The organism is Psychrobacter sp. 1Y1 (genome assembly GCF_051847395.2).
Taxonomy (GTDB): domain Bacteria; phylum Pseudomonadota; class Gammaproteobacteria; order Pseudomonadales; family Moraxellaceae; genus Psychrobacter.
On sequence record NZ_JBPYDF020000001.1, the window covers coordinates 3,052,079 to 3,067,363 of the forward strand.

Annotated in this window: 13 protein-coding genes and 1 pseudogene; 4 read left to right on the top strand and 10 right to left on the bottom strand. The window is 43.4% G+C overall.

Going from position 1 to position 15,285, the window contains the following annotated elements; all coding sequences use genetic code 11:
- Nucleotides 1-46: 46 nt before the first annotated feature.
- The 4 genes and pseudogenes from ACS8FA_RS26820 to ACS8FA_RS26835 all read right to left on the bottom strand — a co-directional run.
- Nucleotides 47-430 (bottom strand): annotated as a pseudogene (locus tag ACS8FA_RS26820) (transposase family protein); the annotation flags it as partial.
- Nucleotides 431-438: 8 nt separating this feature from the next.
- The gene (locus ACS8FA_RS26825) at nt 439-879 is read right to left on the bottom strand and encodes a transposase family protein (RefSeq protein ID WP_522901981.1); all 441 of its coding nucleotides are present in this window, start codon (nt 877-879) and stop codon (nt 439-441) included.
- Between the two features lie 20 nt (nt 880-899).
- Nucleotides 900-1,721, bottom strand: a complete 822-nt coding sequence (locus ACS8FA_RS26830; protein ID WP_439266575.1) for a hypothetical protein — start codon at nt 1,719-1,721, stop codon at nt 900-902.
- Between the two features lie 160 nt (nt 1,722-1,881).
- The gene (locus tag ACS8FA_RS26835; protein WP_439266573.1) at nt 1,882-4,851 is read right to left on the bottom strand and encodes a valine--tRNA ligase; all 2,970 of its coding nucleotides are present in this window, start codon (nt 4,849-4,851) and stop codon (nt 1,882-1,884) included.
- Nucleotides 4,852-5,111: 260 nt separating this feature from the next.
- Here ACS8FA_RS26835 and ACS8FA_RS26840 point away from each other — a divergent pair, with 260 nt between their 5' ends.
- Nucleotides 5,112-6,254 carry a formate/nitrite transporter family protein gene (locus tag ACS8FA_RS26840; protein ID WP_439266571.1) on the top strand — a complete coding sequence of 381 codons (1,143 nt, stop codon included), beginning with the start codon at nt 5,112-5,114 and terminating at the stop codon, nt 6,252-6,254.
- Between the two features lie 188 nt (nt 6,255-6,442).
- On the opposite strand, the gene ACS8FA_RS26845 is transcribed toward ACS8FA_RS26840, so the two are convergent.
- The 6 genes from ACS8FA_RS26845 to ACS8FA_RS26870 form a co-directional block, all read right to left on the bottom strand.
- A complete protein-coding gene (locus tag ACS8FA_RS26845) occupies nt 6,443-7,366 on the bottom strand; it encodes a bile acid:sodium symporter family protein (protein WP_179799341.1) in 924 nt (307 codons plus the stop codon).
- Between the two features lie 305 nt (nt 7,367-7,671).
- Nucleotides 7,672-8,178 (bottom strand): YbjQ family protein, encoded by a 507-nt coding sequence (locus tag ACS8FA_RS26850; protein ID WP_102090473.1) that lies wholly within the window; start codon nt 8,176-8,178, stop codon nt 7,672-7,674.
- 93 nt (nt 8,179-8,271) lie between these two features.
- Nucleotides 8,272-8,712, bottom strand: a complete 441-nt coding sequence (locus ACS8FA_RS26855) for a YbjQ family protein (protein ID WP_227673332.1) — start codon at nt 8,710-8,712, stop codon at nt 8,272-8,274.
- A gap of 108 nt (nt 8,713-8,820) precedes the next feature.
- A complete protein-coding gene (locus ACS8FA_RS26860; protein WP_101206057.1) occupies nt 8,821-9,378 on the bottom strand; it encodes a UPF0149 family protein in 558 nt (185 codons plus the stop codon).
- 298 nt (nt 9,379-9,676) lie between these two features.
- Nucleotides 9,677-9,913, bottom strand: coding sequence for a PA3496 family putative envelope integrity protein (locus ACS8FA_RS26865; protein ID WP_057761656.1), 237 nt, complete (start codon nt 9,911-9,913; stop codon nt 9,677-9,679).
- Between the two features lie 186 nt (nt 9,914-10,099).
- The gene (locus ACS8FA_RS26870; protein ID WP_201572735.1) at nt 10,100-11,539 is read right to left on the bottom strand and encodes a hypothetical protein; all 1,440 of its coding nucleotides are present in this window, start codon (nt 11,537-11,539) and stop codon (nt 10,100-10,102) included.
- Nucleotides 11,540-11,988: 449 nt separating this feature from the next.
- Here ACS8FA_RS26870 and serB point away from each other — a divergent pair, with 449 nt between their 5' ends.
- The 3 genes from serB (at nt 11,989) to aciT (ending at nt 15,164) form a co-directional block, all read left to right on the top strand.
- Nucleotides 11,989-13,179, top strand: a complete 1,191-nt coding sequence (gene serB, locus ACS8FA_RS26875) for a phosphoserine phosphatase SerB (protein WP_414559762.1) — start codon at nt 11,989-11,991, stop codon at nt 13,177-13,179.
- Nucleotides 13,180-13,497: 318 nt separating this feature from the next.
- The gene (locus ACS8FA_RS26880) at nt 13,498-14,493 is read left to right on the top strand and encodes a DUF368 domain-containing protein (RefSeq protein WP_201572731.1); all 996 of its coding nucleotides are present in this window, start codon (nt 13,498-13,500) and stop codon (nt 14,491-14,493) included.
- A gap of 278 nt (nt 14,494-14,771) precedes the next feature.
- Complete coding sequence (gene aciT / locus ACS8FA_RS26885) at nt 14,772-15,164, top strand: AciT family ciprofloxacin tolerance protein (RefSeq protein WP_227522969.1); 393 nt, start codon at nt 14,772-14,774, stop codon at nt 15,162-15,164.
- The last annotated feature ends 121 nt before the right edge of the window (nt 15,165-15,285 follow it).

Genomic DNA, 15,285 nt, shown 5'->3' on the forward strand with positions numbered 1-15,285 from the left:
TAACTCAAACTTATTATTAAACTTGCTATTAGACCTCTTGCAAAAGTCATAGTCTAAGCTCGGAATTAATGATACCAGCAAATAGCTTCATTCTAAGGTCGTAGCGCTGACGACGGTTGCGATATTTATGAGCCACGATTTTAAACAACTTGATTAAGCCTATTTTGTGCTCAACCACAATACGGAACTTTGCCAGATATTGATTGGCCTGTTTGCATATCTCCAATAACTGACCACCACGAGGTTTCTTAAATGGTGTGAAAGTTTGGTTATGTAGCTTTGCTAACCCTTGATAACCACTGTCTGCTAGATAGTTAGTATTCTCAGGTAACCAATCAGGACAAGTATCTTTATACAGCTTAAAATCGTGGATTGACCCTTTACAGGTTTGCACATCAAGTATCAAACCAGTTTGCCAATGAACGATAACCTGCGCTTTTAAGGTATGTTGTTTCTTCTTGCCACTATAGTAGTCTCTCTGGTTTTTTTTGGACGCTCAATAGGGGTTTCGGTGGCATCGACAATGACGACTGACCAATTGATGTCCTCATCGACACGACTAGGCAGCTTTTTGGGCAATTCAAACTTACCAAAGTCAATCAGTGTGTCTTCTACTTTACGAATGATACGGCTAGCAGAAGACTCATGAATACCAAAGTCCATACTGATATGATAAAGCGTGCGGTATTCACGCCAATAAGTCAGGGCTAGTAGTATCTGCTCCTTAAGACTGAGCACACTTGGTCTACCTGATTTGGTCTTAGATGCTTCATGCTTTTGCATGGCCTCAAGCATGTCATAAAAGGTGGCTTTATGAATGCCAGTGTAGCGTTTAAAACCAGCGTCACTTTGTTTGAGTAGCTTATCTATGTTTGGCATATCTATTAAGTAAGTAGAGTTCAATAATATACGTTGTGTCTTACAACTACTTTTGCAAGAGGTCTATTCTTGACATGTAAATCTTCTATAAACACAGAATATTTCAGATCTGATAAATAGTTTTTAATATTTATTTTATCTAAATCTATACCATTTATAGTAAAATTAGAATCAAAGATGCAATCCTCTATTACTATTTTTTTTATATATCTTATAGGGTATACACATAAACTATCATATTCTGTACTAGAGTAAAGTTCTGAATTTGAGAAGAAAAGAAATTTGAAAGATGTATTGAATAATTTCAAATTACTTATAAACACACAATCCAAAAATAAGCCTTTATAAATCTCCAACCTATCTATCGTCTTCCATCCAATTGTTACATCTCTCTCAAATACACACTCAAAAAAAATAAAATTTTCATGATATGGCTTTACATTTATACTTGGGATACTTTTCTGCAAGAAAATATCTTTTGTAAAACAACATTCATTAAATTCAGACCTTTCTATATATTCATTTATATCAAATGTAATATTACAGAAATTCCACTTTACGGAATAAATTTTTTTTATTAAATCTTCAACTTTCTTACTTATTTTATAGTTGGATGGAAAAGAAACTCTATCTATAATCAGCTCAACACCTTCAATTAAAAGAAAATCTTCATAATCAAATTCTAAATTTTTTTCTTTTAATTTATTTATGATCAAAAAATCAATGATATTAAAATTATTCTTCTTGCATTCTCTGAAAGACTTATCTAAAGAATTACAGATAATTTCTATAAATTTTTTTTCAAATGCTTCATTTTCACAATCTTCTGCAGAGCACTCCATGAATATCAACCTTTTATAAAAATCAGTATTTATAAACTAAAAAATAAATAATACCACACAATTATCTGTTTAATGATTAAAAAACCAACTACCAATCCAAAAAAACGCCCCGTTACGGAGGCGTTTTTTAATTTATTATCAGATTACAATAAGTGTACCACTACAACGCTTTTAACTGCTCCATCTGCGCCGTCATCGCGGTTAACTGCCCTTCTAGCTCAGCCAGTTTCGCCTTTTCCGCATCGACCACTTCGGCTGGTGCTTTACTGACAAAACCTTCATTACCCAGCTTGCGCGCGATACCTTCGGCTTGACCTTTCAACTTATCATATGACTTACCTAAACGTGCCAGTTCAGCCGTTGGATCAATCAGTCCTTTCATCGGTACAAGCACACGTAGCTGACCGACCATACTTGATGATGACAGTGGCACTTCATCGCCTTCTTTGACGATCTCTAAGCTCTCTACCTTGGCAAGCGCTTTGAACTGGTTTTTGATGCGTGATAGACGCGCATCTTCATCAGCAGAGATATTTTGTAGTAGCACTGGCAAACGTACCGCATTGCCCAGTTTCATCTCACCACGGATGTTACGGACGCTAGCGATTAGCTCTTGTAGCCACGCCATATCCGCTTCAGTCTGCTCACTGATTTGGCTGGCATCGGTCTGTGGATAGTCAGCGACCACGATGCTGTCGGTGTTTTTACGACCCAGTAGCGGCGCGATAGTCTGCCAGATTTGCTCAGTCAGATACGGCATGATTGGATGGGTGAAGCGTAGCGCAGTCTCTAGTACGTGCAGCAGCACATAGCGGATTTGCGCTTTACGCTCGTCCGATACCGAGTCATCATTTAGGCTGGCTTTGGCAAGCTCAACGTACCAATCACAGTACTCATTCCAGATGAACTCATAGATATCTTGACTGACCATATCTAAACGATACTGAGCGAAATGCTGATGAATGTCTTTGATGCTAGAGTTCAGACGACTCATGATCCATTTTTCTGGTAATTCCCATACGTCAGGATTTGCCACTTGGTCGATAGGCTTGGCACTGCCTTCGCCATCGACACAGTTCATGAGTACAAAACGGCTGGCGTTCCAGATTTTATTACAGAAGTTACGATAGCCCTCGACACGCTTTAGATCAAAGTTAATATCGCGACCAGTACTGGCTAAGGACGTAAAGGTAAAGCGCAATGCATCGGTACCATAAGCTGGGATGCCTTCTGGGAATTCTTTACGCGTTTGCTTTTCGATTTTGGCCGCGTCTTTTGGATTCATCATGTTGCTGGTGCGTTTTTCTACCAACGCTTCTAGCTCAATACCGTCGATGAGGTCGATAGGATCTAAGACATTACCTTTTGATTTTGACATTTTTTGACCATTGCCATCACGTACCAGACCATGCACATAGACGGTCTTAAAAGGTACTTGCGGCGTGCCATCTTCGTTTTTCACGAAGTGCATGGTCATCATGATCATGCGCGCAACCCAAAAGAAGATAATGTCAAAACCGGTCACGAGCACGCTGGTCGGGTGGAAAGTATCCATCACGCGTGGATCGGCGTTGACGTCTGCCCAGTCAAGCGTACTGAACGTCCATAGACCAGAGCTGAACCATGTATCGAGCACGTCATCATCTTGGCGCAGTTTTACGTCGTCGCTTAAGTTGTATTTGCTACGCACTTCCGCTTCGTCACGGGCGACATATATTTCACCTGTCGCATCGTCATACCATGCAGGGATACGATGACCCCACCAGAGCTGACGGCTGATACACCAGTCTTGTAGATCGGTCATCCACGCCATATACATGTTTTTGTACTGGGCAGGGACGAACTCGATGCTACCGTCTTCTACCGCGTCAATCGCAGGCTTGGCAAGCTCTTTAACAGCGACATACCATTGATCGGTCAACCACGGCTCAACGATCGTACCACCACGCTCAGCACGCGGGGCTTTTAGCGCATAGTCTTCGATATCTTCTAACCAGCCCTGCTCGCCTGCTTGCTCTACAAGGAATTTACGCGCAGCAAAACGCTCAAGTCCTGCGTACTCGCTCGGCGTAGTCTCTAGCTCTGGCTCACGCGTTTGCAAGTCAGGATATACTTCCATCGCTGGCAAGATATTGGCGCGCTCATCGAGGATATTAATCAATGTCAAGCTATGGCGACGACCCAATTCATAATCATTAAAATCATGCGCTGGAGTAATTTTGACACAACCTGTACCGAAGTCTTTTTCGACATAATCATCAGCGACGATAGGCACGACACGACCCGTAATCGGTAAGGTAATGGTTTTGCCGACTAAATGCGCATAACGCTCATCGCTAGGATTAACGGCGACAGCGGTATCACCAAGCAAAGTCTCAGGACGTGTGGTTGCGACGACCAGATAGTTTTTACCATCTTGGGTGGTTAGGTCTGTATCGGTGAAATGATAGCGGAAATGCCACAAGCTGCCTTTTTCGTCGTGGTTTTCGACTTCTAAATCAGACAATGCGGTTTGGAACTTTGGATCCCAGTTGACCAAACGCTTACCACGATAAATCAAACCATCATCGAAAAGACGAACGAACACTTCTTTTACCGCATTAGACAAGCCATCATCCATGGTAAAGCGCTCACGCGACCAGTCAACCGAGCTGCCCAAACGGCGAATCTGGCTGGTGATATTGCCACCTGACTCTTCTTTCCATTCCCATACTTTATCGATGAAATCTGCACGCGTCATATCACGGCGCTTGATACCTTGCGCTTCCAGACGACGCTCAACGACCATCTGGGTGGCGATACCCGCATGATCCGTACCTGGTTGCCACAACGTATTGTCGCCATCCATACGGTGATAACGGGTGAGCGCATCCATAATAGCGTTGTTAAAACCGTGACCCATGTGTAGCGAGCCCGTGACGTTTGGCGGTGGTAGCGCAATAGAAAACGATTCGTCTTTATCAAAAGTCGGCTGAAAATAGCCGCTTTCTTCCCAGCCTTGATACATACCTGCTTCGACATCGCTTGGATTGTAGGCGTTTTCTAATTGGCTTAAGGCAGCTTGAATCGATTGGGTCAGATTAGTTTTCGCATTGCTATCAATGCTGGTATCGGTATTAGGATTGCTCATAATAGGGTGATCTTATTGTTGATAATGAATGTGGTCAAAATGAGATAGCGCAAAACGCTATAAAAACAGGAAAAATAGTTGATAGTGTGATTTTAACGCAGATAGGCAGATTTTGTTAGATGGTAAGGCAATTTATAAAGCCTGAAGGCGATTTATTACTCAAATCGTTAATCAATTAACAACAGCAATCCGAAGAATGGGAAATATAATAGAGATTACTTATGCAGCAAAATCATTAGCCTATAACCAGCGAGCCAACCGTGTCCCAAGATACCGAGCATGACCATGATTCTCAGGCTAATCGACCAAACGATGAGCGTACAAATGCGAGTACCACTACTCCTGTGCCTGAAAGTGACGGTACGCTAGAAAAAAGCAGCAGCCCTTCCAAAGACGATGAGGTAGACAAGGAAGCAGACGACACTACAGACAGTCATGCAAACGAAACTTCAGATAGTGACGCAGACGAACCTATCAAAGCCACTGAAGACTTAGAAAGCGACGACCTGCCAGAAGAAATTAGCGACGAAGATAAAGAAACCATCAAAAAGGTCGCCAGTGACGACAATCTAAGCCAAGCGAAAAGCTACGCCAGTATCTTAGTCGAGCAAGTTATTCACGCAAAAGAAACCTTTGAGCGTTCACTTGGCTCGCTCTTTACCAGTGCCTTTACGGCTGGGCTAGAGATTGGCATCAGCTTTTTTATGATTTTATCAGCGTTTGCCCTACTTAATGATGTGATACCAAGTCGCTATGCCATGGTGCTGTCGTCACTGCTGTATCCGATCGGCTTTATTATCGTAGTGATTGGTCAGTCGTTATTATTTACGGAGCAGACTTCTCTCTTAAGCTTGCCTGTCTTAAATAAAATTGAACCGCTGCACAAACTGCTGCGGCTATGGGGCATTGTTATCGCTGGTAATATCGTTGGTGGCTGTATCTTTGCGGCACTAATGATTGGTCTAGGACTGCATATGCACCTGTTTACAGACCAGGCTATCGATGTTTATGCCGAGCATATCTTAGGTTTTGAGTGGTGGGTTATCTTTGGCAGCGCCGTGCTAGCAGGCTGGATGATGGGCGTGGCCGCATGGCTGGTGACCTCCGCACGTGACACACTTAGCCGTATCGTATTGGTGACGCTTATCACTGGTAGCATTGGGTTTTTAGGCTTGCATCATAGTATCGTGGGCAATATCGAAGTATTTTCAGCGCTGCTGTATGGCAATACCGTCAGTCTCTGGCGCTACTTGGTATTTTTAGTCGTGGTACTGGTGGGCAATACAGTCGGCGGCGTGGTATTCGTCGCGGTGCTTAAAAATCGTACGTTCTTATTTGAAATTGAAAAAGTCAAAGAGCAAGCTGCCGAGGCAAGAGCGAAAATGGACAGACGAAGATTCTAGACTTGAGATAAACTGGTTTGAGCTAAACTGATTTGAGTTAAAACGAGCACTAAACACAAAAGCCCATAACCTGCTTCATTATACAAAGCGGATTATGGGCTTTTTTTATTGCATCATACATTGTTGATTTTTGCCAAGTACTGTCTCAACGGGCGCAACAGTGCGTTACTACGGTTATTTTAAACCTCTTACATTCTACGTGCTGCCAATACACTGTTTTCTATCTCGGTTCTTTTGGCTTTATTATGCTGGGCAGTAAATACTCTGACCATGATACCAGCGGTCAAGAACATGATTAGCGTATAAATGGCTGGCGTCATCGACATCTTATAGTTAGCCAATAGCGTCAGTGCCATAAACATTGAAAGCGTACTGTTTTGTAGGCCGACTTCCATAGTAATCGAGCGTCTTTGTGCAGGATTTAGACCGAACCATTTACTGGTGTAATAACCAAGCGCCATCGTCGATACGTTCAATATCAATGCCACAGGGCCAGTAGCGATTAACGCTTCAACGATAATGTCTCGTTGCACATAACTTAAGAAAAGTACCAAGAAGCTCAAAAATATCACGCCAAAACGAGACACCATCACCTGTCCCTTGTCTGCAGCATTAGGGGCGTAGCGTTTGATCAACATACCAATACTGACGGGTAAGATAGTCAGAGCAATTAGGCTGATCATGGTCTTGACCACTGGCAGCTGGAACTCACTACCCGCACCCATAAAGTATACGAGCGAAAAACTAAGAACGATAGGAATGGTAAATACGGTAATGACACTGGCAATAGCGGTCATGGTGACCGAAAGTGCGACGTCACCTTTGGCTAAATAGGTAAATAGATTCGATGTCGTGCCACCAGGACACAGTACTAGCAACATAACCCCAACGGCATACTCTGGCTCGAGAGACATGGTGGTTGCCAAAGCAAAACCTACGAGCGGCAAAAATATTAGCTGATTGGTCAAGCCTATGGCGACTGCTTTAGGGTATTTGACGACTCTCTTAAAATCATTGGTAACTAAGGACAATCCCATCCCCATCATAATCAAAAAGATACTAATGGGAATGACTTTTGCATTTATAAACGTGACTAACTCAACACCTTCCATAACTACATCCTTGTAGATAGAGCCCTTACACGGGCAGGTTTATGACAATCTCGTCATGCTCAATCAGCCAATCCTGCTGATATCTTGGGTAAAAGCCACCGACGTTGTCAGCTCTTTATATGACACTTTTTCATACAGTCGTGTTTTTAAACCGACAATTTTTGATAAAACTGGTTACTACGAACCGAAATAATAACGGAACGGCAAAATTCAGTATATCGTTGTAAAAGTGTATGGTTTTGATTTTTCTGACTACTCGTCAGTCAATTATAGGTTTTTACACTTGATAAAAAAGTAGAAATGATTTAGGCGGGGATTTTATGATTTATAGCAGATGTAGAGTGAATATGGTTAATACTGATAACAGCTGTACCGTAGGCGATGGCTTCGACCATACTGCCTAATTGGTTGACATTGGTTACCTCAAGGCGTAACCCATAGATATGTGTGTAGCCTTTGGCTTTTGCCTCAGTCCGCATACGAACAATGGCTTCGCGGCGCGCACGATCTAGCAAAGTCTCATAGGTGGTTAAGTTTTTGCCAAAGACACTTAATACGCGAGCGATAATCATTTTGAAATAATCTTGAGCGATGACGACACTACCAAGTACCAGCTCGCCTTCACTACCCGCTGCTAACTTGGGACGGTATAGACGTTCGCTTGAGACAGTAATATCGCCCAATGCTTGCTCTGCTACTGTTAACTGTGCCAAATGCTGACGCTCATGACGCGATCCGAAGAACCAGCCAGCCGCGAATAAGAAGACAAACGGCCCATAGTTGATGAGCACTTGCGTGAGTGAATCATTCATAGCACGTTTCTCATCGTAAAAAGCATCGGTGCTTTTAGCATTATAGGATTCGGTATTGTAGTTTTTAGTATTGTAGCTTTCAGTATTATAGGACTAACCAAAAGGGTTGAAACGCGGTAAGTCATCAGGTGCGACTTGGGTCTGAGTACTCAAATTTTGACTAGAATGGTTGTAACCATCGCTTGGTGGGTTTTGATATTGCTCCTGTGATATCGGCGCGACCTTGACCGCCGTACCATAGACAAACAGCTCTGAGGCACCTTGGGCGATACTAGAAGTCGAAAAACGCAGACCGACCACCGCATCGGCACCTAACGCCTCTGCTTTGACAATCATGCGATCGATTGCTTCTTGACGTGACTCTTCTAATAGCTCGGTATAGGCCGTCAGCTCACCGCCAACGATGTTTTTTAACCCAGCAAACAAGTCTTTACCGACGTGCTTTGAACGCACGGTACTACCGTACACCACGTCTAGGCGCTCGGTAATTTGATAGTTAGGTAAGTGTTCAAGGTTAGAGAGTTGCACAGTCATAGGATGACCTTATCGGTGACTTATAAAACGTATAGTAAATCAAGACGCTGCGATACAGCATAGACAAGACAAAAACAGCACTGCTAGCAGCGCTGTTTCTTAATATTATTAATCGTTGGTATGAAACAACAAAAACAATTCAGTCAAATTGCCTTCGATGCTATTGGCCATCTGTACCATTTTATCTTCGTCTTTACGCATCTCAGACAGCTCTGGATCTTCATCATCGATACCGCTTAGTACGATCATTGGCAAAGTCAATACCGCGACGTCTTCTGCCGTTTCTTGATCTTCAAACCAGTCGCTTGCTTCATCACCATACATGGCATCGACGAAACCGATTGACCAAGCAACGATGTCTGACTCGTCAGAGAAATCAACCGCCACTTCTTCGTTGCCAGCATCTTCACCAAATGGTAATTCAATAGGCGTCTCGTTTTTTAGCTCAGCCATAATCGAATCACGCCAGCGTTTTATGCCGTCGATGACGTTGTCTGGAATCTCACTCACGTGACCTTCAAAGAGGGCATCCATCCAGTTAGGCAATGGACGACCGATGACTGTCGCCGTCAAAAAACCATGCGCTGCGACACTATCTAGCACGAACTGGCTTTCTTGATTGTCCAAATAGTCTAGTAATTCATCAAAACTTAGTTGGTTACTCATAATTTGGTTTTCCTTAGCAGATAGATGTCATCAATCGCAGTGGGCGATCGGTTAAATAAAAGAGGACGAGTACTTATTTTAAGACTAAAGGCTGCTTAGTTAATCAAACTCAAGCAACCTCCATCAGGTAGGTATTATCGAGATGAACTGGTTGCGAGCAACCCTAGAAAATTAGAAAAGTAACAAATAGCAGGCAACCAATTCGACTGGCTAAATAATTTTAGTCATTAAAATAGCCACTGCTGTCAAAGTAGCCACTAAAGCACTTTAGTCCACTGAAACGACTGATGCTGACAAATTAAAAATCGTCATCATCCCAATCATCGCCGTCTTCATCGAAGTTGTCTATGTCGTCTAGATCGTCTTTTAACTCTTTAGCCAAACGCTTTTCTTCTAGCAAATTATCGATTAGCCGACGTTTTTCAAGACTACTTAAACGTGTGCGTACGCTCGTCTCAGCTTCTTCAACCATCTTTGCATCATCATCGTCGACAAAATCATCATCAAAATCGTCGTCAATATCAGCGTCACTCATGACAAACTCCTATCATTTTTAGGCAAGGGTATTAAGAATACATCAATATATATATGCCTTATAAAGTCTCTATTGAATGTTGTCAATCCTTTTTCGCAATATGGTACATTTCAACTCTACGATTAAGATAGTCCAGTAGGCTATATAACAGACAATTGTAATATAAATGACCAAATACAGTCGGCATTAAATGTGTAGCTCATCCTCATCTTCAATCATAAGAACTGCGTTGCGCACATCGGCCAAACGCTGAATCAATGAGTCGTTAGCCCCATCAAATATCGCACACTCGCGCTCATAGACAGTGGTTGGACGCATGATGTTATGTACTTGTACATGATTGCTTATTTGCTTGAGGCCGGCATTTGGCAATAGTATTAATAGCTGCTCTTTTTTGCCGATACTCTGGAGCAGGTGAGTCATTGGCTCTGACTGCGCGTCATCACTCACGCCTGCTTTCGCTGGCAAAGCAAAACGCGACAGCTCAATATGCTTATCATGGATAATTTTGTTGAGCATTAAATATAGCTTGGCAAGCATTACGCCTGCGAGTGCCACTTTTGCATGGCTATTATCAGCCTTTAGTACCACACTTGCGCCATTATCTTCGAAGTGCGCTTCATTCATCGCACTCACGCCCAGTAGCAATGGTTGTCTTAGCAACTCAGTCACGGCTTGATTCAGCAGCTGAGTGCAGAGCGCTAGATATGGAAGACGCTGCGCAGGTGCAAGGCGTTCAAGCATATTGAACTCATCATGGAATACAATTTGAACTTTGACGCTATCAACAGACCGTGTGGCAGACAGTTTAGACGTATGGCTGGTAACTTGAGAAGCAACACCGTCTGTATCCGCTATTTCGCTACCTTCACTCGCACTCGCTAGATTGTCAGTATCGCTACCTGTCTCTTGGTTTTGCTGGGTTCTAAGATACTCGTTCACTTCGTTATGCACATTAAATTTGCGCGCATTAGTCACTTCGTCATCTGTAGCATTAGCTGTATTATCAGTCGCTACTTGACTGTCTGCTAACTGGGACGCTGACTGGCGCTCAAGTTCACGGTCATAGCCGCGTTGATCGACTGGTTTATATTGGTCACGATACAGCTCTTGGATATCTCGACTTAATGCATTGATTTGCTCTTTGGTCGGACGAGCGAGGTAACCGTAAATCAACCAAAGCAGTAAATGTAGCAGCATGGTGCCGATAACAAACGGCCATTGCATGGCGATAATTTCGCCTTTGCTAACGTCTTTTAGAGTCAGTGCAACGCTACCGATGACTGCATCGCCATTGGTAGCGATTTGACGAATGGTGTCGCCTTGCTGCATCGGCGCATTGCCTACTGGCACCAAGATATCATCGTTGTTGTCCTTAATCAGTATCCGTGTGACGTCTTGCTCGCTGGTATAGCGGTTGGCAATAACGCTTAAACTCACACGGTCTTTATTTTCTAAAGACAACCTCGCTTCATCAATCAGCTGGGCGACCATCTGCTCGCCTTTTAACGCACGACTATTGCTCAGCTGTTGGTCAGTACTAATGACCAATAACAGCGTCTGCAAACAAAAACTAACCAGAAGAATAATGGCAAACAACCCTTGCCGCGGCGCTAAATACGTCATGATATGTTAAACTTTTTTGGAGAGAAGAAATTAAAAAACGAGGCTACTGCTCATTTTTTGGCTAATTTTTAAACAATTTTAATATGTGCCAACTATGCTTCGCACATAGTTGTAAAACGATACTGATTATTAGCGACTATCGACACCATCAATATTGTTGCCAGCTTCGCTATCTTCTGCCTTGCAATCTTTTGCGAAGGCATCGTTAATAAGAAAGCACCGTCGATAAACAGCCAGCTTATCTCATCTACTATATCACCATAATAAGCCTTATAGCGTGAGCGCTTTATAAATTTATCATAATAACTTTATTGCATTTTCTATGGCTTCTTACGCCATAAAATCTGTTTTTTAGCATCATTGTTACTTTGCGCGTCATCTATAGGCGCTGCCCAGTAAAACTGTTATTATTCCTAATCTTATATGAGCATACAAGGGACAATTGAGCCATGCCAAAAAATACATCTTATTCGTTACCAAAAGACAGCAAAGCATGGCAACAAGCCGTTGATTCTATTGCGGCATTATTACCCGAAGATACCAATTTGCAAGACTTTGATGCGCTACAGTCGCTACCTGTTTTTGCGCTCATCGTCGTACTGCCGACTCAGGTATCTGCATTAGATATTCATCAGTACGTTCAGTCGTGGGTCGATGAACAGCCAAGCTGGCATCTAGTAACGGTTGCCGAAGATACTGACGCTAGCTTCGTCAATATCACGGTGTCTGATACAGAGCCTACAGCAGCATACGCACAGCGCCTACCCTTTACCCATACTCAGGTCTACCGTTATCTGCTGGTACCAGTCACTGACACACTAATGCACCCTGGCAAAAAAACCGCAGCCGCTCACATTATTGATGATCAGCTGACCGCTCGCCTGCGTCGTGACCTAACTGAAGAATATAACAATACACGCAGTGCAGATAGCACAGGCAACATAAACGTCGTAGACTGTCATATCTTGTCTGTCGGTCATATGCTACGGACGCACAAACTTGCCTGCTTCGATATGGATTCAACCTTGATCGAGCAAGAAGTCATCGTAGAGCTAGCAAAAACGGCTGGGATTGGTGAAGAAGTCGAAGCCATCACTGAAGCAGCAATGCGCGGTGAAATTGATTTTGATGAATCGTTTGCTCAGCGTGTGGCTTTGCTAAAAGGTACTTCTACTGATGTGCTGGATGATATCTGTAGCCGCTTAACGTTATCGACTGGTGCGCGCACAACGATCAGTGCGCTAAAAGCATTGGGCTATCATACGGTGCTAGTATCAGGCGGCTTCACTTATTTTGCTCGTTACATCGCTGAGCAGCTGGGTATCGATGAAGTACATGCCAATGCTTTAGATATCGAGGAAGGTGAAGTTACTGGTCATGTACAATGGCCTATTGTCAATGGTGCTAAAAAAGCTGCTATCGTTGAGCATACTGCTGAGCGCTTAGGCATTGAGATGTCACAAGTGGTCTGTGTCGGTGACGGTGCTAATGATTTACCGATGATGGCATTGGCCGATCTGGGTGTGGCCTATCATGCCAAACCAATCGTTCAAGCACGTGCTGATGCCGCTATCAACGTGACCGGGCTTGAAGGTACTCTGTACGCTCTTGGCTATCCAGCACTAGCGCCTACTGAGTAATTGCAGAACGCTTTATACCATTCGATAAGCTAGGTTAATGTTTTGTCATTAATCTGGCTTTTATGCTTTAGGATGTGGCTTAAACAAGAAAAGTAGCGTAGATAGTACCGATATATTAACTAGCTATTTGACGATGTTTGGTAAGATTTTGCTCATTTCTGGTCCACTTAGATGACTACCAAGTGAATGGAAGACACGCCCTAATACGTTACGATCATTAATAAAATCTGCTATGCACACTGATGTTTAGCTAACGCCCGTTTTTATCTAATGCTTACTTTCAGATAACACTTATTTTTAAACGATAAAGGAATACCCATGACGGCACCACAATCTCCACGGCCAACTCAGCCGTCAGCGCCAACGCCACTAGAACAAGATACGGCACCTGTACGTACCGATAGTCCAAAGCAGCTGGTAGGTATCTACGTCAGAGGTATGGCTATGGGAGCAGCTGATATCGTACCTGGTGTCTCTGGCGGCACTATTGCGCTGATTGCAGGGATTTACGAGCGCTTGATTAACGCACTTGGCAGTATCGGCCCCAATCTTTGGACGATATTTCGACAAGAAGGTGGCATCAAAGGATTCGCGGCGATTTGGCGACAAGTAGACGCGACGTTTCTATTGTGTTTGCTACTGGGTATTGCCACTAGCTTTGCAACCTTAGCCGGTATCATTAAGCATTTATTGGACAACCAACCATTGTTTATTTGGTCGTTCTTTTTTGGATTGGTCGTCGCAACGGTATTTATCTTACTTAGTGAAATTAAGCGCTGGAATATAGGACGTGTCGCACTGTTCGCGACTGGGCTTATTGCCGCCATAGTCATCAGTAGTATGCCGTTGCTTACGACCACGCCTAGCTTACCGTATTTGTTTTTTGCAGGGGCAATTGCTATTTGTGCCATGATCCTACCAGGGATATCAGGGTCGTTTATTTTGCTTTTGTTAGGTGCTTACGACGCGGTATTAGAAGCGGTCGACACGATGAATCTGAGTGCCATTTTCACAGTCATTGCGGGTATGGCGACTGGGCTATTGTTATTCACGCGCGCACTTAAGTGGCTACTGTCGCATTATTACCAAGCTACTTTGGCATTGCTGACAGGCTTTATCGCAGGCTCTCTAATAAAAGTATGGCCATGGAAAGTAGATGCGCTAGGCTCGCTCAACACTGAAGCTGTTCATAATGTCATGCCGTGGCAATACCCTACTGGCGCACAGTGGTCAACGACAGTAGGACTTATGCTACTCGGTGCCATCTTAGTTTCGTTATTATCTTGGTGGGGTAATCGTACCAATCGAGTCTAAGTATTTAGCAAACTGTCAATCCTGTTTGCTATTTTACTTTGCTAGCTAATAAACACCCTCCCGAGCAAACACAACCATTTCCATATCACTCAAAATAAGCGCCACTCCTTACGGCGCTTAGCCTAACATCTAGCCATCAAATATCGCAAAACAAGCCAAAAAAACCAAACGTCAACGGTTGTCGCAAAGTCGCCTGTACCCTCTTCAGCTTTACTCAATAACCTCTCATAATAGTCTTATTGGAATTCACCTTATGAATAGCGAGATGAATGATGTTAATGACTATATTTTCTTTTATCGGTGTAGAGGCATGGAGCGGCGCGGCATGGCTTGGTTATGGACTGCTAGCCAGTTTAGTAATGGTGCTAGCTTTGTCGTCATATCGTTGGCTACTGCTATATTTGTTTGGCGGTATGGCTTACTGGTTCACCGTTGAATTGATTCAAAATATATTAGCAGGTCGCCCTATGTTGATGGAGCTATCGTCATGGCATCGCTATATCATCGCTATGGGCATCAGTTGGTTACCGTTGGCAGCTTGGGTACTATATCGGGCATTACGCTATGATGACGTGAGTCAGACAGTTAGCCAGCAACGTGAGCTAGAAGCCGCACGTTATATCGAACACACTCCTGTCTACGATGATAACTATCAGCCACGTTTCCGTTAAAACCGTCCTATTTATACCTCTGTTTTTTATATCAACACCTTACTTACGTCAGTGACATCGAATGTTACAAGATACTTAACGCTCTCTACTTAACTCCTAAAGAGTTGATACCCTGTGATAG